The organism is Acidobacteriota bacterium, assembly GCA_038040445.1.
GTDB classification, from domain to species: domain Bacteria; phylum Acidobacteriota; class Blastocatellia; order UBA7656; family UBA7656; genus Onstottus_A; species Onstottus_A frigus.
The window spans coordinates 81825-105189 of the sequence record JBBPIG010000021.1; the positions used below are offsets into that span (position 1 = coordinate 81825).

At 55.4% G+C, this 23365-nt stretch carries 19 protein-coding genes; 5 read left to right on the forward strand and 14 right to left on the reverse strand.

The window, feature by feature from the left end; genetic code table 11:
• Positions 1-66 precede the first annotated feature (66 nt).
• Complete coding sequence (locus AABO57_20890) at positions 67-504, forward strand: hypothetical protein (GenBank protein ID MEK6288184.1); 438 nt, start codon at positions 67-69, stop codon at positions 502-504.
• 527 nt (positions 505-1031) lie between these two features.
• Here AABO57_20890 and AABO57_20895 read toward each other — a convergent pair.
• The 3 genes from AABO57_20895 to AABO57_20905 all read right to left on the reverse strand — a co-directional run bounded on the left by AABO57_20895 (position 1032) and on the right by AABO57_20905 (position 5156).
• The gene (locus AABO57_20895) at positions 1032-2195 is read right to left on the reverse strand and encodes a 2Fe-2S iron-sulfur cluster-binding protein (protein MEK6288185.1); all 1164 of its coding nucleotides are present in this window, start codon (positions 2193-2195) and stop codon (positions 1032-1034) included.
• 512 nt (positions 2196-2707) lie between these two features.
• On the reverse strand, positions 2708-4249 hold the full coding sequence (locus tag AABO57_20900; GenBank protein ID MEK6288186.1) for an alkaline phosphatase family protein: 1542 nt from the start codon (positions 4247-4249) through the stop codon (positions 2708-2710).
• Positions 4250-4685: 436 nt separating this feature from the next.
• Positions 4686-5156, reverse strand: a complete 471-nt coding sequence (locus AABO57_20905; GenBank protein MEK6288187.1) for a hypothetical protein — start codon at positions 5154-5156, stop codon at positions 4686-4688.
• Between the two features lie 492 nt (positions 5157-5648).
• On the opposite strand from AABO57_20905, the gene AABO57_20910 reads away from it, so the two are divergent.
• The 4 genes from AABO57_20910 to AABO57_20925 all read left to right on the forward strand — a co-directional run bounded on the left by AABO57_20910 (position 5649) and on the right by AABO57_20925 (position 7668).
• Positions 5649-6101, forward strand: coding sequence for a hypothetical protein (locus AABO57_20910; GenBank protein MEK6288188.1), 453 nt, complete (start codon positions 5649-5651; stop codon positions 6099-6101).
• A 175-nt stretch (positions 6102-6276) separates the two neighbouring features.
• Entirely contained in the window at positions 6277-6615 is a 339-nt protein-coding gene (locus tag AABO57_20915) for a hypothetical protein (protein MEK6288189.1), read from the forward strand.
• A 25-nt stretch (positions 6616-6640) separates the two neighbouring features.
• A complete protein-coding gene (locus AABO57_20920; protein MEK6288190.1) occupies positions 6641-6970 on the forward strand; it encodes a hypothetical protein in 330 nt (109 codons plus the stop codon).
• A gap of 308 nt (positions 6971-7278) precedes the next feature.
• Positions 7279-7668, forward strand: coding sequence for a hypothetical protein (locus AABO57_20925; GenBank protein ID MEK6288191.1), 390 nt, complete (start codon positions 7279-7281; stop codon positions 7666-7668).
• A gap of 54 nt (positions 7669-7722) precedes the next feature.
• Here AABO57_20925 and AABO57_20930 read toward each other — a convergent pair whose 3' ends face one another.
• The 11 genes from AABO57_20930 to AABO57_20980 form a co-directional block, all read right to left on the reverse strand.
• On the reverse strand, positions 7723-8853 hold the full coding sequence (locus tag AABO57_20930; protein ID MEK6288192.1) for a nucleoside triphosphate pyrophosphohydrolase: 1131 nt from the start codon (positions 8851-8853) through the stop codon (positions 7723-7725).
• Positions 8854-9292: 439 nt separating this feature from the next.
• Entirely contained in the window at positions 9293-9526 is a 234-nt protein-coding gene (locus AABO57_20935) for a DUF433 domain-containing protein (protein ID MEK6288193.1), read from the reverse strand.
• A 265-nt stretch (positions 9527-9791) separates the two neighbouring features.
• Positions 9792-12728: a protein kinase gene (locus AABO57_20940; GenBank protein ID MEK6288194.1), complete on the reverse strand. Its 2937-nt coding sequence runs from the start codon at positions 12726-12728 to the stop codon at positions 9792-9794.
• A 265-nt stretch (positions 12729-12993) separates the two neighbouring features.
• Positions 12994-14511 carry a carotenoid oxygenase family protein gene (locus AABO57_20945; GenBank protein MEK6288195.1) on the reverse strand — a complete coding sequence of 506 codons (1518 nt, stop codon included), beginning with the start codon at positions 14509-14511 and terminating at the stop codon, positions 12994-12996.
• A gap of 110 nt (positions 14512-14621) precedes the next feature.
• On the reverse strand, positions 14622-17120 hold the full coding sequence (locus AABO57_20950) for a protein kinase (protein MEK6288196.1): 2499 nt from the start codon (positions 17118-17120) through the stop codon (positions 14622-14624).
• 19 nt (positions 17121-17139) lie between these two features.
• A complete protein-coding gene (locus AABO57_20955; GenBank protein ID MEK6288197.1) occupies positions 17140-17334 on the reverse strand; it encodes a hypothetical protein in 195 nt (64 codons plus the stop codon).
• Between the two features lie 545 nt (positions 17335-17879).
• Positions 17880-18251: a hypothetical protein gene (locus AABO57_20960; GenBank protein MEK6288198.1), complete on the reverse strand. Its 372-nt coding sequence runs from the start codon at positions 18249-18251 to the stop codon at positions 17880-17882.
• Complete coding sequence (locus AABO57_20965) at positions 18248-18472, reverse strand: DUF2281 domain-containing protein (GenBank protein MEK6288199.1); 225 nt, start codon at positions 18470-18472, stop codon at positions 18248-18250. The genes AABO57_20960 and AABO57_20965 overlap by 4 nt, the downstream gene beginning before the upstream one ends.
• A 213-nt stretch (positions 18473-18685) precedes the next feature.
• Positions 18686-19165 carry a 2,4'-dihydroxyacetophenone dioxygenase family protein gene (locus tag AABO57_20970; protein ID MEK6288200.1) on the reverse strand — a complete coding sequence of 160 codons (480 nt, stop codon included), beginning with the start codon at positions 19163-19165 and terminating at the stop codon, positions 18686-18688.
• Positions 19166-19410: 245 nt separating this feature from the next.
• Positions 19411-19980 carry a VOC family protein gene (locus AABO57_20975; GenBank protein MEK6288201.1) on the reverse strand — a complete coding sequence of 190 codons (570 nt, stop codon included), beginning with the start codon at positions 19978-19980 and terminating at the stop codon, positions 19411-19413.
• A gap of 76 nt (positions 19981-20056) precedes the next feature.
• Positions 20057-22732 (reverse strand): protein kinase, encoded by a 2676-nt coding sequence (locus AABO57_20980; GenBank protein ID MEK6288202.1) that lies wholly within the window; start codon positions 22730-22732, stop codon positions 20057-20059.
• Between the last annotated feature and the right edge of the window lie 633 nt (positions 22733-23365).

Below are 23365 nucleotides of genomic sequence, written 5' to 3' on the forward strand. Positions count from 1 at the left end.
CTCTGGGATATCGCTCAGTGGAGTTCAACCGCATACCTTCTTGATCCTAGTGGACGCCAGCCTGGTTTGGGAATCGTATTCAACAATATCGCAATAGGGAAAGAAATCTTCTCGCGGTGGCGTCATTACCTTGGAAAGATCGACGAGTTCGAGGAGTTGCGAGTAGCAATCATAGAAGGCGAGATCGCCGGCGAACACGGGTACTCCGTTCACATATCTTCCGATCCTTTGGGAACAATGAATCACGTGGAAGCAGACGGACGACAACTCGATATCGACTCGATCATCGTCGTTAGTCAAGTTAATAGAATGAAGCCCGAGCGACATTCGCCGTTCTTGAATCTGTTCAAGGTAGCTTTTCATATACACAAGAGATACTTTCTGGTTCCCGTTTCCAAGAATGAGTCGGGCCAAATGGTACCGCATTTCGAATACGCAGTGGAGAAGGAATCCATCCTCTTCAAGCACGTGGGGGATGTGACTGATACCGATAGGACGCGATAGTTTTCGCAGGGAAGGACTCTAAGTCCTGGGTCACCGTGAAGGATGATCTCTCTGACCAGTTGGCCCAGCTAAGAAAGGCGAGAGCCGTTTCACTCAGAGATATTCAAAGCTATTACTTCGACATGCTCGACAAGTTTGTGGGCCAGCTTTACTCAGAAATGGAGCGGCGTGGCGTGACACCCCATGACATTGCCCAAGACATCGCATCGAGCAAAGAGCTAGTCCGCCAATTCCTACCAGCACTCGAAGACTACCTAATCTTAGCAAGAGAGTTTTGGGAGAGTTTCGGAGGCACTGTTCGCGAACATGTACGGAAAATGTCGTGTTTGAAGTCGGTTTTTGGTGGAGATATCTCCCCATCGTATGTGAGCAATGTGGCTTCATCCGTCGGCCTCTACATGGACACGATCGTGTTACCGGATCCGTTGATCAAGACCATCGTTCTAACGGGAATCGCGAAACCGGAAAAACTACTTTACTACACGGTGAAACATGCGTTGAATATTTTGTCCTACAGGCAGCTTGCTCTAGCCGAGGTGGACCCACCAGTAATTGTCATTGTTCCTGACTATATCGGACTCGACGAATTGGCTGACCAAGCCATTGAGTCGGTCAGCGACGACGATTTCTTTATCCCTCTTTCCGCGCCCAGCTATGGGGAAGTTCAGTTCGGGTATCAGCCGGATGTCGACGAAGAGTGTTGTGTCGAGGTACTCGGGCTTGTAAACGCCATACGACGTGTTGCCGTGGACGAGCCTGATCTTCTGGTTGCGTTCGTTATGCAGAATCTCCGCAAGCGCGGTTAGCGAGGTCGGCGTGCGCCATTGCTGGGGGCCGGCGTTAGTGGATACTGGTTCGGCGGGGCCTCGCGCCGCTATTGGAAAAGGAATCTCGACGGTGCCCGGGAGCTGCGCTTCGCTAACGTGGTCCTCGAGGCACTTGATCTGGTCCGTCACGTCCGATTCTTGCCAGTCCGATGCGAATGTCTTCATACCCGTGAGGATCGCCCGATAGCCTGTGCAGCGGCAGAGATTGCCGTCGAATGCGTCCTCGATTTCCTTCTTAGTAGCCTTGGGATGGGTGAAGATGAATTCGGACATGTTCATCACAAAGCCAACGCTGCAGTAACCGCACTGGCTCCCGTTGTACAAGGCGAGCTGGTGGGCGACGGGATTCATGCCGTCGTGCGAGTGTTCCGAGGGGCAAGCGGCGACATGGTCGACGAGCTTCAGGGGCGCGGTAACGTCTTTGCCTTTAAGCTTCGCCGTTATGGCTTTAAGGACGGATTTGCGTTTTTCTCCTGCAGCCTCACTCGCTTCGATGAACACGGGCGAATGCTGCTCACCGATCGGAGCGGCGGAACGCGACGCTGTGAGCGTATGTTGCAAAAACTGCGCATCGGGTTTGCGCACTGCGCCGGTCCCCTCGACAGTAGTGATGACGAGTCCGCCCAGCGCGCATACCGGCCGCAGGCACGAGTTGATCGCGCGATGCTCGGCCTTATTCTGCTTTTCATCCCACCTTGAAAGTATGACGGTGCAGCCGCCGCAGCCTCCCTCGCCACACGGCTTCTTGGGTCCGGAGAGCGCCACGTCGGGCGAGCGCAGGTAATCAATCAGCAGCAGATCGGGCGATGGGTTCTCGATCGATACGAGCTTGCCATTAAGGTAAAAGGAGACTTTGTTGTTCATCTTAACCTCACTGGAATTAGTTTCTTTACAGGCTGCAAAAAGTAAAACTCGAGGAACTACGTGATCGGATAAAGCCAAGTATGAAGTTTAAGCGGGCCGATTCTTACACAAGTGTAAGGTAAACTGCAAGGTTTAACTGCAATGCATGCTGCAACTAATTGAGAATGCTTTCAGGTCCGAGGAATGATGACTTCGATGACCGACTTTGAAGCAGGCAAAAAATGGCGGCAGGAGAACCATCCAACCTCTCTCTGACAGTGGGCTGGCCACTCCGTAGGAGTGACATGTCTATAGATAAGCGGATGTGTAGAGGCTTGACTCCGTAGGAGTCACCCGATGCGAAGGTAACTCCTACGGAGTTCGGAACGACCAAGCGCCTCGATCTATAGACAGGCAACTCCTACGGAGTTGCTCCGGAAATGTCCAAACTCGAGTCCAACCTATCTCTGACAGTTGGCTGCCTGCAGCAAATGCGCTACTGCCTGCTGTAAGGTCGCTTTGTAAGTAAGGCTTCAAGGCCTCCTCTTCGGATCCTTTCGGTAGCGTTCGACCTCCGCCTTGACTTCGTCCAATGTTTTGCAAGTCGCGAGGATCTTCCGAGCCAACCGGATAGGTATCCCCTTCAGCAGCGGCCTCAGCACCTCGGGCGGGCCGGCCGGGTGGAGCAGGTTGGGCGGCGCGAAAGCTGTCGGCGCCATTGTCTGCTCCTTGATGAAATTCACATTCCCGTCGTTCACCGAATGATTGGCAAGCACACTTTCAAAGGTTGGCGCGGCCAGCATGCGTTTGCCGAAGCTGGGCGCTTTGGCATCGTATACACCGGCCCATTTCAGCAGAGTCTTAATGAATGAAGTGTGATCAAACGGGTACTTCTGGTTTTTGATATTCTCCTGAGGCGCGCGGAATACTGTTGACGGAGGCACAAAGGGCGACACGAGGATTGTCGGCACGCGCGCGCCGAACAGATCGAATTTGAATCCAGTCTCGTCGCCATTCAGCCCGTCCGGGTTCAGCGAACCCCATGGAGGCTGAACATGGTCGTACGTGCCCCCATGCTCATCGAATGTGATGATAAGCAGAGTGTGATCCCATTGTTTGCCGTAGCGCACGGCCTGGTACACATTGCTGAGGAATTGCTCACCCGGGGGTATGATGGAGTTCGGATGATAATCGTTCCCTGTCGTGTCCCAATCAGTCCAATTTGGCTCGAGGTAAGTGAAGGCAGGCAGCGTTCCCGCGCGCGCTCGATCGCTGAACTTCATGATGCTGCCGATCTCACCGTTTCTTGCCTTAGAGATCAGCGGGAACGCGCCTTCTGTGTACGTCTTTCCCGAACCCCCATAATTTCGATCGTACGCATATAACCCCCAGCTCTTGTTCGCTGCGATGGCGTTAAAGATCGTCGTGTGATTGTAAGTAGAGGCTGCGTCGCTCTCGTGACCCAGGGACGTACCGCAAAGCGAATACGCGCGGTTAGGAGTCGTCTCTGTCGGCGCCGAGCAGAACCAGCGGTCGCTGACCCCATATTGAAGCGCGATACTGTTGATGATATTCGCCTGAGTGGGAGTATAGGTCCAAAGTATGTCCTGGCCTTGCCACGATCCATCGTCCCAGGACTTATAATCTTGAAGAAAGCCTTTCATCTGAGGCGCACCGTCGCTCTTAGATGGTAGACCCGTGATGATATTCTGATTGCCGAAGAGCTGATTCATGACGCCATTCCAACCGTTGGGCGCCCTTATATCTGACGGGTAGGCCTTGAGGGCTTCGTACGGATCTCTATAGGGAATCGCATAGCCGGACTGCCAGTTCGAATCTGATACTGGAATTACAGTGACAGGATTACCGGTGTCGGGATCAGGGTTTGAGTACATTCCCGCCGTAAGGCCGTCATATTTTGCCGAACTCCCCTTGGGATACACGTTCAGAGGGAGCGGGGGAGGGTTCCAGCCCGGACTCTTCGTATAAAGCCATCCGAGCAAGTTGTCGAGAGAGCGGTTTTCCAGCATGAGAAAAACGATGTTCTGCACCTGCGGCAGGAATGATTCTGTCATGATATTCCTCCTCGTTAGTGGTGAGCGGCTCACGAGATGAGGGGATCAGGCTTGCGTTCCTTGAGATTCGGCGAAGGCCTCCGCGACGCGATCGACAGTGTTAACCACCTCTAGCCTGATCCCTCCCATCGATCTTATGCGACGCTGTCCTTTGTTGTTTCGCAGTGGCATCGGTAGAGCGTGGCACAAAGGCTCTGGGAACTCCATAGCCGAAGAATTAACTTCTAATGAACGTAGAAACAAATGAACCGACGACGAATGCTTCGATTTGCAGCAATGCGCTCGCCGCACCCGTGACGTATCCGCTGGGCCTTTTGGGAATGGGAATTGGCATGATTCTCACCTCCTTGGCTTGGGTCCTCCCGCCGAGGATGACGGTTCGGCGTCGGTTCGTTTTGCTGAGGAAGATGAACCGACGCCGATTATCCTCGTTCGGTCATTCGAAGTTAACGATCAAAGTGTTCGCTTGCTTCGCGCCCCAGCACACCCACTTGTTCCCATAAGGACCGTAGAGGAATTGTGTCTCATCCGCCTTTCGACAGATGGTGTGGTCGGGGTTGTAAACGACGGGTTCGATATACGCCTGCGAGCCGACAGCCTGCCAAAGGCCCCAATCGGCATAGTCTTGGCCTGCACGCCCGAGGTATCGGTTTGCTGATGCTGATGTGCCTGTGCCTTTAAGGCGTAGGTACCAGTTGCCATCTGTGTGAATGTACCAGTTGACCCAATAACCTTGATCAAACGTGTCGGCGAGCCAGACGTAATCATTCTGAGATTCTGCCAGGTAGCCAGCGACAACTCCGTTAGTGTAAGTACACTTAGCCTTGAACCAACCATCGGGCCTCTGAGGCTCCAAGGGGGCAAAGATGTGAGCGCCCAAGTCCGCGTCTGAAAGTTGCTTACTCATGTTCGGTTCTCCTTTTATTAAAGTGATTTCTCAAGTTCTACAGGAGCCCGCCCGTTTGCGCTTGTTGACGGCCGGCTGGCTGATGTGCAACTCGGCTGCGATGACTGCTTCCGTGCACTGCTGCCAGAAGAGCTGTCGGCTTGTGGAGAAGATCAGACCACCGGCCTTCGTTTTCATCCAATACGCCTGCCGCCATCGGCTCCCTCCCATAATGCAATTCGCGGGATGACTAAACCCCGATTCCCGCCCTGTACGCGGCTGGTACGCGCTGAGTGCCTTTTGTGTCTTCGGTTCCGAAACCGCCATCGAACCGTGGATGACTTCCATGGGTGGCAATATCCTCACATTACTTCCTTCGATGACAAATTACGCGCGAACTGCTCTGCGTGACGAGCTTCTGTAACGGTCGTGACTATACAATGTAATTAACTCATAAGCAAGCGGGTCGCGACGATCACTGCGCTGGAAGCCCAAGCGGCGGCCAGTCTCTTTTTGAGCGATCATCTGCCGGATCGTTTTCTCGCAAGCAGTCCGGCGCTTGATGCCGCCGCCAATGTGTGGCGCGTACTGGTACTGCTCGCTTGTCCCATCATCGGCCCCGTCGGTCAGACAGGCGAGATTCTAGTGAGCGCCACCTCGGAGGAAATCGTTTCATACAGTCCGCTGGAGGAGATGAAAACCGCCGCTCGTAGCCTGCACGAAAATAATCGCGATGCCATCGAAGCCCCGTTTGGGAATTGTGTTAATCTTCGCTCGGAGGTAGCTATGAGTAAAGCACTGACGCCGTATTTCGCTGCCGACGGAGACATAGATTATGAGCAGGCCGTTCAGCAGATGTTTGATGAAATGACAAAGGCAAATGAGAAGATGGAACGGGACCAGGAAGAAATTGAGCAGGTAAAAGCAGAGACTCGTGAAATCCTGGCGAGACTAAAGGCTGCTTAGGGTTATGTGGAAACGCCTACTTGATGCCACCAAGCAGCTCGTGCTACTGACACATATGATTTGATGAACAGGTTGGATGAAACGCTCGGCGAGGGGGAATCGGCGATCGGGATTTAGCAATTAGATTAGATTATCGATTGCGACCTCCTCGAAACCGTTTGCTATAATGCCTCTGATGTCCAGACGCAAGAACCTGGCAATAAGACACACTCCGACCTTCGATGCCGCTGATATTCAGGGTCGAGTCAACGGGATCCTGGTTTCTCGTGCAGGCACAGTGTACTGCGCAGGCACGCCGAGTCTCAGCGAGGACGGTAGCACTTGGCGTGTTCCCATTCTTTACGCGACTCCCGGGTTCGTAGCTGGTCAAGTGGGTGAGGCGACGGTGGACGCATCGACCTCTGAGATTCTATCGCTCACGGATATTGACCTGCTGCATAGGCAAGGAATGAAACTCGGAAAACAATACAGTGCGCAGATCGAAGCCGCATTTTCACGCGCAAGAAAAAGCTAGCTCCTGCTTGCCCGCTTGCTTGCGAATGGTCCTATCAGCTTACGGAGTGGAAGTTTCTGAGAATGATCTGCGCAAAGCATGCCGATGGGACCCTTTGCTCTCGGCGAGTTCAACGGCCGTGGTCACAGCAGCGCGCCGGATGGGATTCACGCGCTCGCGTGAAGACTACGGTTTGCGCTTGTACGACCTGCGAGATCTCGTGGGTCGTGGTGTCTTCCCGATTCTCAGCATTCAGCTCCAGCCTTATGGCCTGATTGGCGACCACGCACAAGTCGTTGTGAGCATCACCGCCGGACATATCGAAGTCTACGATCCGGCTACTTGGCCAGATGAGGACGCGACACCAGACGCTTGACGAGGCCTGGAAGCTCGGCGGCTACCTGACGATCCTGATCGAGCAGTGAGTCTGGCGGCCGCAATCGGCAATTCAACATCGGGACGTAGCCGTTGCCCCAGCGCTGTGCATAACTCGCGAGCAGGTTGATGAGTTGATGGACCGATTGGATCAAACGCTCGGGGAATAGGAATCGGCGATGGGGATCTAGCGCGTAGAACGGCGAACGCCAATCATGGTCAACGAAGCGAGTCAAACCAGTGTATAGTCAGGTACGCGGCACGAATCCCCAACCCCAAAGCACCCGTGCGCAACGAGGAGAAACTGGGATGGGAAAAAAGCGATCACAGATCCTCAGCACAGAAACGAGCGAACAATTCATTACGGGCATGCTGGACAGGATGGTGACGAGCTACCACAAGTACGGCCCGATCAGCGACGCGTACCCGCGAAAAGTGAACGCATTAGAGAGCTTAAACCAAAGAATAGAAAAATATCTTGAGACGGGAAACACGGAGTGGTTGATTGACGCCGCGAACTTCGCGATGATCGAGTTCATGTACCCCGCCCACCCCAAAGCGCACTTCCGACCGACCGACTCCGAGCAGTCTCCAGGTAGAACTTCGCAAGAATTTGATATCACCGACAGTGCAAACGATCAACTCGGAACGGAGGCCTTCGACACGCTGCTCGAACATCGCAGACGGATAAAAAGATAAACGGTCTGGAAGTACCGGGCGGAGAATCGTGAAATATGAAATGTCTTTAACCACTCAGGATTCTCTCTCGAGTGGCGCATCGCCAAACTGGAACTCAAGCTGCAACGGCCCCGGACGTAGTCTTACAACCCCGCGTATCGAAGAGCCAGTCCGCCGCAACTCAACAGTTAAAGCGAAGTTCCCCCGAATGCCCTGACCCATGGGCATCGAGAAGTTCAAAGTCTGATCAACGTTTCCCGCTCTGTCTCCCATTAGGGTTGTGTCCGTCTCGAACGTGAATAGTTTTTCGAGTTGGCGCTCGATTTGGCGTAGATCAGGTCTGCGGTAAAGCGGCTTAGAAGGGAGATCCGCTATCTCGGAAATGATGGGCTCAGGTGCTCGGTCGGCCTTCAGATTGAGCGCAGGCGGTTCGAGATAAATCGCGGGCTCCTTCGGAATCGAATGCGGTGTTGCTGTCTTCTTGAGCATCAAGCCCTTGTCGAAGCCACCTCGGCTCCTACGTTTGTCTTCGCGCTCGGCTTCGACTTCACTGGTACTAACGTTCAAGGCCCCACACAACGATCGCGCAACCTCAAGGATGTCGGCCATCTCACCGATTAACTCCGGTCCGGACTTGGCGTCGCGCGCCTCGAATGCTTCTTCCACAAGCTTTCGCTGCAAGGCGGCCACCAGAGCGTCGCCCTTTAGCTCGACCGTCTCGACCCGCTCACCGCGCGCCTCGATTAGAGCGGGTATTTTATCGCGGACTAGCTTGTTATACTCCGCTACATCCTCGTCTTCGCCGTATAGATCAATGCATTCGACGGAGGCACCGCTCCTCTGAAGCACGTAATAGGCATGCGAGAGTATTCCGCCCGACAATTCAACAACAATGTTGTTGGAAGCGGCCAAGGCTCCCAATTCGCGCGCAAATTGCTGATTTCTAATCAGCTCGGCATCCTCAGGTTCTACGATGACGCGTTGTATTCGTTTTCCCGATTCTACGTCTCGGCGAAACTTCTCCCACTCACTTACAGTCTTAATGTAGAAATCCGTAGCGCTTGATAGCTTTGTACGCGGGGCCGCCTTGGGGGTAGCTAATTCCGCTTTACTGTGGAACCACGGTAGCACCTTGTGGGCACTCGCTTGGGGATGGTTGTCAATAAACCACATGACGACCACCGCCTGATTTTCACGTTCAGCCACTTGCCTGGTTGTATGCGCCATCTCGAAAAGCCAACTTTGCTTCGTGATGCTCTGTCGCCACTGATATGCGGGCGCAGTTTGACACGGTACCCACTTGCCATTCTGATCCGGTGCCACAAAGGTTCCCTTATATCGTAGCCGCTTCCAGGACTTGTAGCGTGGCGGCTCCAGTAGGCGACCCACTATCAATTCGGACGTCTGAGTATCAACTTCGAAAGTATCGTGTGAATACCAATACAGTCCCTCCGGAATACCCCAGAGAGACTCAATCCTAACGATGCGCGTGTACTTGAATGTCGGTCTCCCGCCGCAAACGCCAGGCGCGATCACGATGTGGCGACCGACTGGATAATACTCGTAGGGTTCACCGCCAGCCGTTTCACGCACCAGTTTTCTCGTAGTCCGTTTCATCCTTATTGAGACTGGATGTGCTGACTTCTCATTGTCTGATTGCTAGACCTTGCTCCAGTTGCATGGCTTCGCCGATGGCCTCTTTCGTGATGCTGTCGTTCCAATCTTCGATGATCGTTTCCCAAGCCGCTCCGCTTGCGACTTGTTCCAGCACATCCGCAACCAGCACCCGCGTGCCACGAAAAGTCGGTTTGCCGTGACAGATTCTCGGATCAGTCACAATGTAACCGCCAATCAAATGAGCTCTCTCCGATTCTTTCATAGTCACTTCCTACAACCATCTGGCCTTAGTGTCACCGATTATGTAGTAGCGAGGCAAGCGATAGGGCGCGATCCTCAAAGAGCTCGACTCCTTTTCACGGCGTGACGCCCATCCGCCGCACCAAGTCAGCGAATCGCTCCAGCGCCGCGCGATAAAGCTCTCCAATTTCTTGGTAGCGTTTACCCATTCCGCCTTCACCAATCTTCGAGCGGATTTCGTAACGTCCTAGTGTTGTGCCGGCGGACAGACTCATCGTCGGTCAAACTCACTTCAGCTTCTCGTACTCTTTCTTTGCTTGTATCAGAATCGGAGTGTCCGGGTCTGCGTCTTTCCACAGCGCCAAGAAATCCTGATAAGTCTTGCGCGCTTTTGCCGTGTTGCCTTGAAGCACGGCGGCGCGCGCGAGGCCCACGTGCGCGAGCGAGTATAAAGGAGAGGTTGGTTGCCAGCCCCTGTGGTCGAGTATGTTCTGGAATTCGGCGGCGGCGTCCGCCCCTTTCTGCTGGCTGAGGTAGGCCTGGCCGCGCAGGTAGGCGACTTGGAAATGAGCCGCCCCTTCGTAAGGTCTGGTCGTCTCCAACAACTGAATCGCCTGAGCCGGATTGCCTCTATGCAGTTCAATTCGGGCCTGAACGAGTGGCAGCAAAACTTTATTGAGTATGGTGTCTTTCGGAAAACGCCTGACCAATTCACCACTAATAGTTTGTGTTTGGCTGAACTCGCCGCAGGTAGCCAGTGCGTTGGCCGCAGGGATCATCGTAAGCTGACTGTGCGATATGCCGAGCGCCTTTGCGGTCTGCTCTTTCATCATCAGGCAATCACCCAATAGCGCGTCCCGCGCCGCGGCTCCCACCAAAATCTGCGCTGCAACGTCTTTCAAGTCGCGGCGCTCTGCTAACTTAAAGGCGCGGTTAGAAAATTCTCTGGCTTTTTGCAACTGGCCTGAAAACGCCTCAGTCTCGGCCTGCCAACCTTGAGCAACATATTCATCCGGCTTTCCGTTCACCCATTCAATCTGTTGCTTCATCGTCGTCGCATCACCCTGTATAAAAGCAATCCGAAAAAGAATTCTGCGCATGGCTGTGGTTTCGAGCTTCTGTGCCTGCGCCTGCCCGATGATCTCCTTAGCCTCATCGAAGCGATTGAGGCCTAGGAAGGCGGCGGCTAAGAGCGAGTAGCCGGAAGCCGAACTCGGATTGAGGCGAATCGCTTCACGCGCCTCTTCGACGGTTTTATCGAAAAGACCTAGCTCGTTGTATTTAACGGCGAGATTGTTGTGCGGCGAAGCGTCGCGCGGATACGTGCGCTTCCACAGTTCTAACGTCTCAAGATACTTCTCCAACTCTCCAGTTACGTTGTCGTAGTAACCGGCAGATACATAGAGTCGTTCGCGCTCGCTGACTCGATCACGCAACTCAAACGCTTTTTGCGAGGCTTCGGCGGCAAGGGCGTCCTGCCTGCTGTTATAGTACATTGATGCCATCCGAGCATAAGCGAGCGCGAAATTCGGGTCTATTTCCGTCGCACGTTTGAGAAATGGAATAGCTTCGAGATACCTGCCCTTTAATTGCTGTTCAACTCCCAGGGAGAAGGCTTTGAAGGCTTCAAGCGAAGAGGTTGTGGCCTGCTCAATCGGCGCGTCGAACTTCTGGATTGATTGAAGCGACTCGCCCAACTTCTCTCTAAGCTTCATCGCCGCATCGCCAAGCGCATGAAGCACCTGCTCCTTGTTTTCAGCTTCCGACTGTTCACGCGCAATCGAGTCGCCGGTCTGTGCGTTGACAGCTTCCAGCGTGATAACGTAATGGTTTCCCAGGCTCGCAATCGAACTCACGAGCATTGCTTTCAATCCCTGACGCTGGCAAATCTCGCGCCCCACGTCTCTCGTCACGCGCTCGTCCGGCGAGCGTCCCATGAACTTGAGCGCCTCGCGCACACGTTGGTCCGAGAAGATATTCAAGAAAGGTGATTGCTCGAGTTGCACAGCAAGTGCCTGCTTGAGTGTTCCGTCGAAGACGGGGTCGCCTGCGGTATTGACGAAGTCAGCAAGGACGATGGTGTCCTTCTCAGTCAGAGAAGCGGCGGGAGTGTGTTTGAGGTACCAGAAAATTGCGCCGACCATCGCCAGCACAAGCACTCCAAGCGTCATTGTTACACCACGCTTATGAAGCTTAACCTGATCGACGATGTACTCCGCGCTGGAGGTCGCGGGCGGGTGTGGAATACCGCCTTCAGGCCGCGCCGTTTTGGCCTCGGAGGGAATTGGGCCCGAAGGCGGTACTCCAAACTTTTCGGGTGGCGTCGTCCGCGCCAGTTCCGTGTCAATCTCCAGACGCTTTTTCAAATGCCGCAGGTCAATCAGCAGATCCTTCGCTGACTGATACCGCTCCTCCCGTTCCTTCGCCAGCGCCTTCGCCACAATGCGCTCGAGCTCGGCCGGCGCCTCATGCGTATACCGAGCAAGTGGCGGCGGTTCTCTGTCGCTCAGAATCGCCGCCAGAATTTCGATTTTGTTCGAGCCTACGAACGGCAGACGGCCCGCGACCATCTCGTAAATCAAAACACCAAGGCTGAAGATGTCGGTACGGGCATCTACGAGAAGTCCGCGCGCCTGTTCCGGCGACATGTAAGCGGCCGTTCCCATCACCATCCCGGGTTCAGTTTTGATTGGAGCTGATGTCGGCGCCTTGGTATCAGGCGACTCCGGCAGCAACCGCTCTGTTAATTTCGCAAGACCAAAATCCAACACCTTCACGATGCCATCACGACGAAGCATGACATTCTCAGGCTTGATGTCGCGATGCACGATGCCGTCAGCGTGAGCAGTCGAAAGCGCACTGGCGATCTGCGCCGCAACATCGAGAACTTCGCCAAGCTTCAGCGGCTCGATTTGCATGCGTTCGCGCAAAGTGTCCCCATCAATGAACTCAGTTGCGATGAAGTGACCTGAGTCCGTTTGGTCAATCTCGTGGATCGTAATGATGTTGGGATGATTGAGCGCAGAAGCCGCCTTTGCTTCCTGTACAAACCGATCCATGCGATCGCGATTCGAAGCCACCTCTGCCGGCAAGATCTTCAGTGCCACTTTCCGGTCGAGGTTTGTGTCCTGCGCCAGATACACTTCACCCATGCCGCCCGCGCCGAGTTTCGAGACGATGCGGTAATGTGACAGCGTGGTATTGGCTGGTAGTTCCTTACTCATCCTTCTTCAATCTCATTGTGGCAGTCGCATCCGGCGGAAAAGGTTACTTGCATCCCTGCTTCGAAGTCACGGTAGTGATGAATGGCTTCGCCGTTCTTCTGCGGATGCTCGGCCAGCAGGCGGTCAAATACCGAACGAGAAGTTCAACACCGCACCGACCGCCGTCAGCGCCAGGCTGATCGGCAGGACTTCTGCAAAAAGATCAATCGACCACTTCAGCAGAGACAGTGGGCGATTGATTGTTTGGTTTGTAAGCGCGAGCGTTTCAGTCCGCGTAGAAGTTCCCATGAAATCCCAGCGGAAAATGCTGGCCTGTCCAGATCCGGGCTTCTACCTCCAGTGTGCCCGCGTCGCGGATCTCGAGGAAGGTCTCATCGCGCTCGCCATCGTAGCCCTGCGCCAGCAGCCAGCCACGCTCTTCGCTGTTCTGCCCGGGATGCGGCACGAAGACCGGTTCGCCGTAGGTGCGCCCCTTGCCGAGCGGCGCGCGTTGCGCGTTTCCGCGGTGCAGATCGTGTTTCGCCAGCGTGTCGGCCCGGCCAGTCTCCTTGCCCCACGCGACTGTGTAAAGATAGCGTGCATTCGTGCCTCTGCGGCGCTCGTCAAAGCGCGGCAACTCGACCTCGGTTTCCAGCTCCGTGCGGCTCGTGACGCTGCCGGTCGCCGGATCAATCACGATGCGCGTCAGATGATTCGGTGAAGGCCGCGCCGTCTGATCCCACGAAGCAACCGCCTTCATTACCGAATCGTCTGCACTGAGGATCGAATCGATCACGAGCTTGCCGTCTTGCTCATACGCGTTGCCGTTGTGAAAGACCATTCCGGGCGGTTGCTCGACGGTGACGGGTTGGCCCGTGCCATCCTTGCGCAGGATCAACAGACGCGTCGGCAGCTTGTCGGAATACTTGACCAGATCGAAGGGAGCCGCGCGCTCTCCTTGCATCATCCGCATGAAATCGAAATAGACCGGCGGAATCACGAAGACCAGATGTTCGCGCGCGAGCAGCATATCGTGAATCATAAAGTAATTCCGCTGCGGCAGCGCATAGAGCTTCTTCAATTTGCCGTCGCGATCCATGCGAAAGACGGTCAGCGCCAGGCTCATTCCTCGCTGCACGCCGTAGCCGTAGCCTTCGCCCGTCTGCGGATCGAATTTCGGATGCGCGGTGAAGGGCACATCCGCTGGCAGCGTCCCGTGAAAATCCCACTCGCCCTGATATGCCAGCGTCTTCAAATCAACTGCTGTCGGATGCCCGCCTTCCGACAAACCGAGCAACCGGCCGTCCCAGCGAATGATGTTCACACTCGGCTGATTCTTGCCGCCGTATTTTGGTTTGTATCCTTCGGGCGGCGGCGGCGCAAGAGTGCCTGCTTCGGTGTAGAGCATGCGTTTGACGCTCAACTCTTCCAACCGTTGGGGCGTTTCGAGGAATTTGGCCGTCAACGAGACGCGGCCCTCGCGGAACGAGTATCGCGAGATGAACGCGTCGCCGTCAAACAGGTGACGCAGCTTGACGCCAAAGGTCTCCTTCTGTCCCGGAGCGACACGGAAGAGTGTTCCGTTGAGCGTATTTGGCACTTTGCCTTCGATCTTCCTCAATTCCCATGCGCCTTCCGCGCCGGCCGTGCGATTTGCCAGATAGGCCAGATTGCGCTTGCTGTCGGCCAGCACGCGGGTGAGCGTCGGCGTATCCACCAGACCGAGCGCGCCCGCCGCGCCAAGCAGTTGCGCAAACTGACGCCGCGTCATGCCTGGCGTTGATGAGTTGTCGTTGCTGTTCATGTGATCATCTCCTTGCTGTGTTGGCGAAGGCTTCCTACCGGCGCTGGAATCATAACTGAGGGCCCGCCAATTCTGCTCCAGATTTCTGACAAAGGGTCAAGACTCTTTTCTCACGGCTGAAGTCCCATCCGGCGCAGCAGTTCGGCGTAGCGCGGGTCTGAGCGGAGGTCATCAAAATTTAACCACCATGTAATATATGGCAACACGCCGCTCCGCACTTGGAAATCCTTTTCGAGCCACGCAAATACTTGATCCTTATCTCCAAAACCTGCATATACCTGAGCTAGATACATCCCGATGCCTTCGCGCCTGGCGTATCTCTCGTCGAGTTCCTTTAGTATCTGGAGCGCCTCAGCCTGCTTACCCATAACCGCGTAACAGTATCCCAAATCGCCCAGGAATTGACCCGCCCTACCGGATAGCTCGACCCCCTTCTGCAACTCAATAATCGCTTCTTCATAACGGCGCTGTTTGAGGTATGACAAACCTAACCAACGGTGTGCTTGTGGAAAGCTCGGATTGAATTCAATAGCCCTCCTATTCTGTTCAATCGCTGAATTGATGTCATTCTTTAGGAGATAAATACTAGCGACGCCGAGGATTGGCGATAAAGGATCAAGCTCCTGCGCCCGCTTGCTTTCTGTCAGCGCTTCATCAAATTGCCGCTTTATTCTGAGATGCATAGTAAACCAGGAATGAGCTGTCGGGTAATTCGGATTGAGACTGATGGCTCGCCTGAACTCTTGCTCCGCTTCCGCCCAGCGCCACTGCCGCTGATATATTTCCGCCAGGGAGGTATGCACCTCCGCGAGTGAATCATCTATCTGCAATGCCCGATCCACAGCAGCTCTAGCTTTCGGCAGCGTCTCGCTTGTAAGAACGCCACCATATTGCTCCAGCACCAAATAGCAATCAGCCAGACCGACGTAGCCGAGGGCATAGTTCGGGTCACGCTCTAGCGCCTGCTGGAACTGCTCGATGGCCTTCCCGATTCCGTCCGCCGTCCGCTTGTTCCACAAGTAGCGCCCTCGCAAGTAGAACTGATAAGCCTCCGGGTTTGTTGTCTCGCGGTTGGCAAGTTGTTGTTGTTGCTCGCCCGACAGTCTCAACTTCAGTTTCTCAGTGACCTCTCGCGCAATAGCTTGTTTGATTGAAAGCACGTCCGCAACGGCTCGCTCGTACTCCCCGCCCCAAAGCTGCACGCCCGTGGTGGCATCAACCAGGTCCACCTGGATATTTAACCTGTCACCCAACTTACTGACTCTTCCCATCAGCACCGCGCCCACGTTCAATTCGCGCCCGACTGCCTGTGGGTCAACTTCCTTGCCCTTGTAGCTAAAGGCTGTAGTGCGGGCGATAACTCTCAATTGCTGCAACGCAGTCAGGCTGTTTATGAGCGACTCAGAGATGCCATCCGACAAGTACTCTATGCTCGCATCATTGCTGGCATTAACGAGTGGCAGCACGGCTATCGTCTTGATTGTTCCAGCGGAGTAAAAATAGTAGGCCAGGCCGGCAATCGAGATGAGGATGAGCGCGGCCAGAGCAATGGCCAGGCCACGCCTGTGCCGCTTGATTTCGCCTACGATATATTCGGCGCTCGAAGTCGTGCGTTGGGCTAACACCTCGCTCGTCGCGACCTCGGCTGGCTGCGCGCCAGTAGTTTCGCCTTTCTGCGGAGTGGCGCGCGCCTCGACGCTGTCGCTTGAAGGCGGCACTACCGGCGCCTGCGCACCTTTGACCTTCGCCTCAAACTCCAACTGCTGCTTCAAGTCCTTGAGGTCAATCAGCATGTCTTTTATATGCTGATAGCGCTGTTCGCGGTCTTTCCGCAGCGCCTTGCTCACGATGCGCTGCAACTCGTCGGGCACGTCTGGCACGAATTGGCGAAGCGGCACAGGCTCCTGATTCAGGATCGCTCCCATCACGTCAATCGCATTGACGCCAGAAAATGGCGCATGCCCCGCCACCATCTCGTGCAGCACGACGCCCAGGCTGAAGATGTCACTGCGCGCGTCCACCTCCTGTCCGCGCGCCTGCTCTGGCGACATATAACTGGCCGTGCCCATCACCATGCCGGGGGCAGTGACATTGTGCTGCGTAGGCGCTTCGGAATCGGGGGCGGCTTCCGGCCGCCTCAGCTTGGCCAAGCCGAAATCCAGAATCTTCACGAAACCATTAGTCGTGACGAATATGTTTTCCGGTTTCAGGTCGCGGTGGGTGATGCCTTTGGCGTGAGCCGCGGCGAGTCCGGCGGCGATCTGCTGGGCATACTTGATGGCCTTGCGCACCGGCAGCGCGCCATCATTCAACTGCGCGCGCAACTCTTCGCCATCAAGTAGTTCAGCGACAATGTAGGGCGCGCCTGCGTGATTGCCAATGTCGTAGATGGTCAGGATGTTGGGATGATTAAGCGCGGAGGTGGCACGGGCCTCCCGCTCAAATCGCCGCAGGCGATCTTCATCACTGGCAAAGCCAGCCGGAAGCAATTTGATGGCAACTTCGCGATCCAGCCTCGAATCGCGTGCACGATACACCTCGCCCATCCCGCCCGCGCCAATTTTGGATACAATGCGGTAATGTGAAATGGCCGGAAGCGGATCTTTCATTCTCGTCGTTTCCTTAGCATCACTCCTCGAGTTCGTCTCGCGCTTCCTGCTCGAAACGCCGCACGCGCGAGGCGTCTCTGGTAAAACCAGCCGGCAGGACTTTGACCGCGACCTTGCGGTCGAGCCGGGTGTCCTCGGCCAGATATACCTCGCCCATTCCGCCCGCGCCGATCTTGGAAATGATTCGATAGTGAGAGAGGATTTCGCCGATCATTCTGCGCTAGGGTTATAACACCTTCTTCGAACCATCGGTAGCGAGCGAGCTTCGGGTTCGAAACTGGATGCGAGGTTGTTGACGAGACCGCGATAGCGAGAGGATCGAGTGATTCGGCGAAGTGGTTCTCCCCCGCTACAGTTGAAGTCGCTGATAGTCCAGTTGGGCAATTTTACCCAACAGAAAATAAAGAGCCTTATCACGCATGATTTACTTTTCCTATGGAAGCATATTAAGGACAACCTGCAACACCTAACCCACAGCCAGGTCAACCTAAACGGCATCAATCTTCTAGATCAGCTTCTTACTGAGCTCGACAGTCTTGATGACAACTCGTTCCATTTTCGCTATCCCGGATACGAAGTCTCAACCAATGCCCGTACCCAGGTCTTTGAGTATGGAGAACCTCAGGTCAGTAATGACGGCTATAGGGAATAGTCTTAATCTCATAGCGGAAGCCCTCGACAGTCCTACTGGTACGCCGAGAATGAGGATTGGGATGACGACGAAGGAAGCATCGTACCCTGGAACAATTTTGTGTATTACTAGCCTTGTGGTAGCATCGCGGCCTTAGAGAGTGAATGCACCCGGCTAGGTTTCCTACCAATGCCTTTTGGGAGGCAGGACATGATTGATGGTCTTCTTACAGCAGAAACAGTACTCTCGGAACTTTCGGGGGAAAGTAGTGTCTGGATGGTTTGTGATCCCGCGAAAAACAGCATTATATCGGAGAGAAAACTGCGAAATACTTCCGGTTTGCGTTGACGTAGCAGGAGGAGACCCACGGAGTGCAAAGCAAAATCAGAGATGAAGAAATCGTGTTGATCAACCTTCCGCAATAACTCTTTCGCTTCCTCGGCGCGGCTTTGCTCCAGGAGGATTTCGAGAAAGATGTTCGTATCGATGAGCAGCCTCATTCGACTTCGCTTCTCCAGTTCAGAAGTTGGTGCTGGAGGTCTACTGAAGAGTACTGATCGCGCATCTCCGACAACGCTCCAGCCCAGTCAAATTGGGGCTGCTGGCGGGGGCGAGTTTCCTGCTTGCCAATCAAGAACTCTATGAAGTCTCGCACCTCGCGCTGACCCTCAGGCGCCAACTCTTTGAATAACTCTTCAGTAGATTTGTTCTGTTCTTGCATTCGTAAGCCCTCCGCTCTGCAATGGACGACTTCTGATTTGACATAGGATAGCAGATTCTTTGTCGGGTTGGCCGCATCTCAATGCCTTATCTCTGCCAGCGCCGCCTGGATGGCGCTAACAGGAGCGTCGAACGTGAGCCTCCACGGGGCCAGCGCGTGCCATCTTGAATTCCAATGTGGCTGTGCTGCGGTTTAGCAGGCTGTGCGAAGCGCCTATGCCCCGATCACATTCGGACGCCCATGCCCGCCCGTTTCACAAAGAGCCAAGTAAAACTCCAGCACAGCTCCGGCGTCGAGCACGCTCTCGACCTTGCCCTCCTCGTCGAGGTTGAGGTTCGCCCCGCGGATGGCGAACCAGACATCGGTCACCTCTGCATTCGTAACCGGGACATGCAGCGTATGGATCGAGCCCGCTGGCTCGTACAGATATGAACCTGCCGTGTTGACTTGCGGGTATTCCAGGTACTTCCACGAACCCTTGAGCGTGAACGCGAAGACCTCGCCGGTGTGCTTATGGCGTTGGATCGTGACGCCCGGCTGGAAACGCGCTCGGATCACCCAGAGCCCCGCCTCCACGTCAACCTGCAGCAGTTGGAAATCTACGCCCTCTTGAAAGTCGACAAAGGGCAGGTCTTTCTCTGCACGGTGCAGCGCTGCGGGAATGCCTGGGATCGGCGCAAATTCGGTAGCCATATTGATCTTCCTCCTCAATGTTGCGATCGGTCATTAGTAGTCGAGCGTTCGGCTCCTTCAACGAGCGCGAACAGCACAATTGTCTGCGCGGCGGGTAGCGGTCTACCCAGAAGTTCGACGGGCATCCCGAGATTACGGCGATGTACTTTCCTGCTGCCGCCGTGGATTGCAATCCGCGGGAAGCGAGGTGTTGTTACCACGTCGCGTTGAGAACGCACCGCTTCTTACTTCGTGAAAGCGACGTCTCATGACAAACCGTGTTCGCGCGGGATCGGAGACATCGGCCCTTCAGGCAGAGTCAGAAGTTGTTGCTCCGGCACGCCGCTGCGGTACTGTGCGAGCAAAGCTTCGGGATCAATCTCTACGCCAATCGGATTGGCGGCGAAGGCATCAGTTTGCATGTAGGCATTGGCCTCTTCGACAGAGCAGGTATCCACCTGAAACTCCATTCGATTGCCGTCCGGGTCCTGGTAGTAAAACGAGAGCGTCATGCCGTGGTGAATGCGCCAGTACGGTGTGATGCCCATCTGTTTGAGGCGCTCGTAGGTACCAAGCAGATCTCCCAGATTTGCGTAGGTGTATGCCACGTGATTTACGCCTGCCTTGTCCCGCGCTTCGACTTCCACGCTCGCAGGACTGAGCGCTGACAAATTGGCGAAAGCGAAACGATGATGCTCCTCATCGTAGGTAAGGAAGGCGAGCATCGGATTCTGATAGACCACCTTCGCCTCGAAGACCTTTTGATACCAGTCAATCATTTCCTCAAAGCGTCGTGTGCTATACACGACGTGTGCGAATTTCGAAGGTTTTGCCATATTGTTCCACTCCATCCTTTCGTGCTGGACTCTGTTATTGGTTTCTTGCGTTGTTATTCGGCGCGGCCCCTTCTGTTCAGCGCTTCAACTCTTCGAACCAGTTGAGCACGACGTTCAACTGCGTTGTTGGGGCTTGCTTCTGATTCTCCTCGATCATTATGAAGTGTTGTCCGTCGGGCGCTACGTCGTAGGAGACGCCGGGGACATTCAAGTACGGTCCCTCAAACATCACCTTCGGCGCGTCGGCGCGAAATTCCGTTTGGGTCTGGATAGCGACCGACATCCACTTCAGTCCCTCACGATAAAACAAGTTGCGACCGTCAGGCGACCAGATCACTTCTTCGCCGCCTCCGGTGGAAATCTGCCGCTTACCGCCGGCGTCAGGAAAGGCCCGCACGTAGACTTCGTACTGGCCGGATTCGTCCGAGGTGTAGGCTACCCATTTGCCGTCGCGTGAGAAAGCGGCCCCCCACTCATTGAACTTCGTCTTGAGCCAGGAATATGGCTGGCGACCGCCTTCCAGCGGGAGTATTGACAGGTCAACCGCTGTGTCAGGGTCATTCTGTTGAAAGGCGAGCAGTTTGCCGTTGGGGGACAAGGACGTAGGCCACCAGGGGTAATCGCTCGTGGTGAGTACTTCCTCGGCGCCACTGCCGTCCGCAAGCTGCCAAACCATCTGAAATTGGTTTGGACCGATACTTCGTTGATAAACGATCCGGCGTCCGTCTGGCGTCCACACCGGTCGGTAATTTGACCCTTCCACTGTCAGCCGGGTGAATGTCCCGCGAGTAAGCTCATAGACCCACACGTCACTAGTCGCCCCCACGACCGTTACCGCCAGCCGCTGACCGTCCGGGGAGAGGCTAACCGGACCATACGCCTGCGGCGGCGCCGCGAGCGGTTTGCTTATACCCTGGCGATCTACCAAGGTGAGTTTACCGATCCACGCCGGTCCGCCGTTCACATACACGAGCGTGCCTTCCGTCGAAAGCGCGAATTGCGCGGCGCCCCACTCTTCGATCCTGATTCCTTCAATGAGCGTGACCGCCGGGCCGGTTACTTCAAGGCGTGACAGATCGAACGGCGCCGCCAGGATTGCCCCGGCGCGGGCAAAGACAATGTGACCGCTCGAGGCGTACCGGGGGTTCGTGCCGCCTTCGAGTACTACGCGCCGCTCGCCGGTTGCGAGCGAGAGCACCGCGATATGCCCGTAGTCGGGGTTATGGAACCCCTTGATGGAAAACAGCACCGCCTTGCCGCCCGGCAAGAACTCCGGATAGAAAGCTCTGTCTTCCGTCCTGGACAAGACCTCCGGCCTACCGCCTGAGGCGGAGACCCGCGAGAGGTTATTGCCCTCTGAATCGGCAAATACAATTGTGTCATCCGGCCCCCAACTCCCACCGTGGGGAATTCTGGCTTCGCACAACGTCACCGGCTCGCCGCCTTGCAGCGCTACTTTCTTGAGTTTGTTCTCTGAAAAGAATCCCAACGATCGGCCATCAGGCGAAAAAAACGGACTGTAAGCGCCTTCGGTCCCGGGGATCGGTTTCGCGTCGAACCGGTCAAGGGCGCGCAGGTAGAGTTGCGATTTGCCGTTGCGCTCAGCCGCGTAGGCGAGTATCGATCCGTCCGGTGAAAGGGCGACCGAAGTGCGGCCGATACCCATAGGCCCGAACTTCGCCAGCGCCAACGGCTCAGTGTCCGGGAGTTTTATCGTCATCCGCTTGACGGGCTTGGATGTTGATAGAGACGATGTCGAACGTCCCGCTAACACCAGGAATAGGATGGCCGCCGCGATAGCAGCGAGCGCGAAACCGGCTGAGGCCCACATCACTCCGTGGCGTGTTTTGTGCTGAGCCATAACCGGCACGAGCAACTCTGCTTGCGAACCTCCGTCCGATATCCACGCCAGCTCCATTGTGAGGTCGCGAGCTGTTTGCCATCGGTCGTCAGGATCTTTTGCCAGGCATCTCTTCACCACTCGATCGAGCGCGGGCGGCGTCATCGGCTGAAAGGTAGAGATGGCTGGCGGCTCGGTGTGAAGAATGGCGCCGATCAAACTCGCCTGGCTCTTGCCGGTGAATGCTTTCTTGCCGGTCGCCATCTCGTACAGCACTGCGCCGAACGCGAAGATGTCTGTGCGAGCGTCTGCCTCGCGGCCTTCCAACTGTTCGGGAGCCATGTACTGAAATGTTCCGAGGATGGTGCCTTCGCCGGTTAGCGAGTGACGCTCGGTCGGAAGCGACGTCACGCTCGTTACAAGCCCCGAGTCGCTAGCTTGCATTTTCGCCAATCCGAAATCGAGCAGCTTTGTGCCGGCCTTCGTGAGCATGATGTTTGCCGGTTTCAGATCTCGATGGACTATTCCCGCGCGATGGGCTTTGTCCAACGCATCGGCTATCTGTATTGAGTAGCGCAGCAGTTGTTCCGTCGGTAGTGGGCCCTTGATCAAGCGATCGGCGAGCGACTCGCCTTCTATGAGCTCCATGACCAGATAGTCGAGACCGTCTTGATGACCGATATCGTGAAGCGTGCAGATATGCGGGTGATTGAGACTCGACACTGCTCGTGCTTCGCGTTCGAATCGTTGGCGCAATTCCGGATGTGAGGCCAAATGATCGGGTAAAACTTTTATCGCGATGATTCGCTCGAGCCGAGAGTCGCGAGCTCGATAGACCTCGCCCATTCCCCCCGCGCCGAGCGCGGAGAGGACTTCGTAAGGCCCAAGTCTCGTGCCTTTGGCGATCGTCATTTCTTCATCCACACCGTCCAGTCGAGCACGACGCTAATCGGAGATGCGCCTGCCGCTTCAATCGTCGAGTTGATAAGAAAAGCTGCCCGTCAGAGGCGACAACATATTGATTGCCGTGACGTTCCCGTTCAAAACGCCGCAACCGTTCCTTATCCTCCGAAGAATTCTCGGGCAGGATCTTCAGTGCGACCTTACGGCACAAGCGTGAGTCGTCGGCCAGAAACACCTCGCTCCTGCCGACCAACCGAGCTTATGGAGAATGCGACGATGAAATACGGTTTCCGGATCACCCTGCATTCCCAAGAGGCTGCGCAACTGTACTACTCAAAGGGCGGGTTTTCAATCTAGGGAGGAGTCGTCGGAGCCAATCCACGTCAGGTGTACGGAACCGTCCAGCCGCGGGAGAATGCAGACCGTAGGTGAGCATCATCGTTGGGAACAGATCGAAGTCCAGAGATGGCGATACGTTGGCTTGAAGAGTGTTGAATTGGAAAACAAATGCGGCGTAAACGACTCGTGAAAGGAAATCCGGGAACCGGGCAGAGTCTTGACAGCCGCATCTAAACCGCACGCTGGCACGATCCTCCGGCCGGAATGTGTCCACCAAAGTGTCCGTAGATGATTAGAGCCACC

Bases quoted from the DNA above. Each gene is read 5' to 3' on its own strand.
- AABO57_20920 (MEK6288190.1), top strand. From the start codon at position 6,641: ATGGTCCTATCAGCTTACGGAGTGGAAGTTTCTGAGAATGATCTGCGC.
- AABO57_20970 (MEK6288200.1), bottom strand. From the start codon at position 19,165: ATGGCTACCGAATTTGCGCCGATCCCAGGCATTCCCGCAGCGCTGCAC.
- AABO57_20965 (MEK6288199.1), bottom strand. From the start codon at position 18,472: ATGCAAGAACAGAACAAATCTACTGAAGAGTTATTCAAAGAGTTGGCG.
- AABO57_20960 (MEK6288198.1), bottom strand. From the start codon at position 18,251: ATGAGGCTGCTCATCGATACGAACATCTTTCTCGAAATCCTCCTGGAG.
- AABO57_20975 (MEK6288201.1), bottom strand. From the start codon at position 19,980: ATGGCAAAACCTTCGAAATTCGCACACGTCGTGTATAGCACACGACGC.
- AABO57_20980 (MEK6288202.1), bottom strand. From the start codon at position 22,732: ATGACGATCGCCAAAGGCACGAGACTTGGGCCTTACGAAGTCCTCTCC.
- AABO57_20900 (MEK6288186.1), bottom strand. From the start codon at position 4,249: ATGACAGAATCATTCCTGCCGCAGGTGCAGAACATCGTTTTTCTCATG.
- AABO57_20945 (MEK6288195.1), bottom strand. From the start codon at position 14,511: ATGAACAGCAACGACAACTCATCAACGCCAGGCATGACGCGGCGTCAG.
- AABO57_20935 (MEK6288193.1), bottom strand. From the start codon at position 9,526: ATGAAAGAATCGGAGAGAGCTCATTTGATTGGCGGTTACATTGTGACT.
- AABO57_20940 (MEK6288194.1), bottom strand. From the start codon at position 12,728: ATGAGTAAGGAACTACCAGCCAATACCACGCTGTCACATTACCGCATC.
- AABO57_20905 (MEK6288187.1), bottom strand. From the start codon at position 5,156: ATGAGTAAGCAACTTTCAGACGCGGACTTGGGCGCTCACATCTTTGCC.
- AABO57_20925 (MEK6288191.1), top strand. From the start codon at position 7,279: ATGGGAAAAAAGCGATCACAGATCCTCAGCACAGAAACGAGCGAACAA.
- AABO57_20915 (MEK6288189.1), top strand. From the start codon at position 6,277: ATGTCCAGACGCAAGAACCTGGCAATAAGACACACTCCGACCTTCGAT.
- AABO57_20955 (MEK6288197.1), bottom strand. From the start codon at position 17,334: ATGATCGGCGAAATCCTCTCTCACTATCGAATCATTTCCAAGATCGGC.
- AABO57_20950 (MEK6288196.1), bottom strand. From the start codon at position 17,120: ATGAAAGATCCGCTTCCGGCCATTTCACATTACCGCATTGTATCCAAA.
- AABO57_20895 (MEK6288185.1), bottom strand. From the start codon at position 2,195: ATGAACAACAAAGTCTCCTTTTACCTTAATGGCAAGCTCGTATCGATC.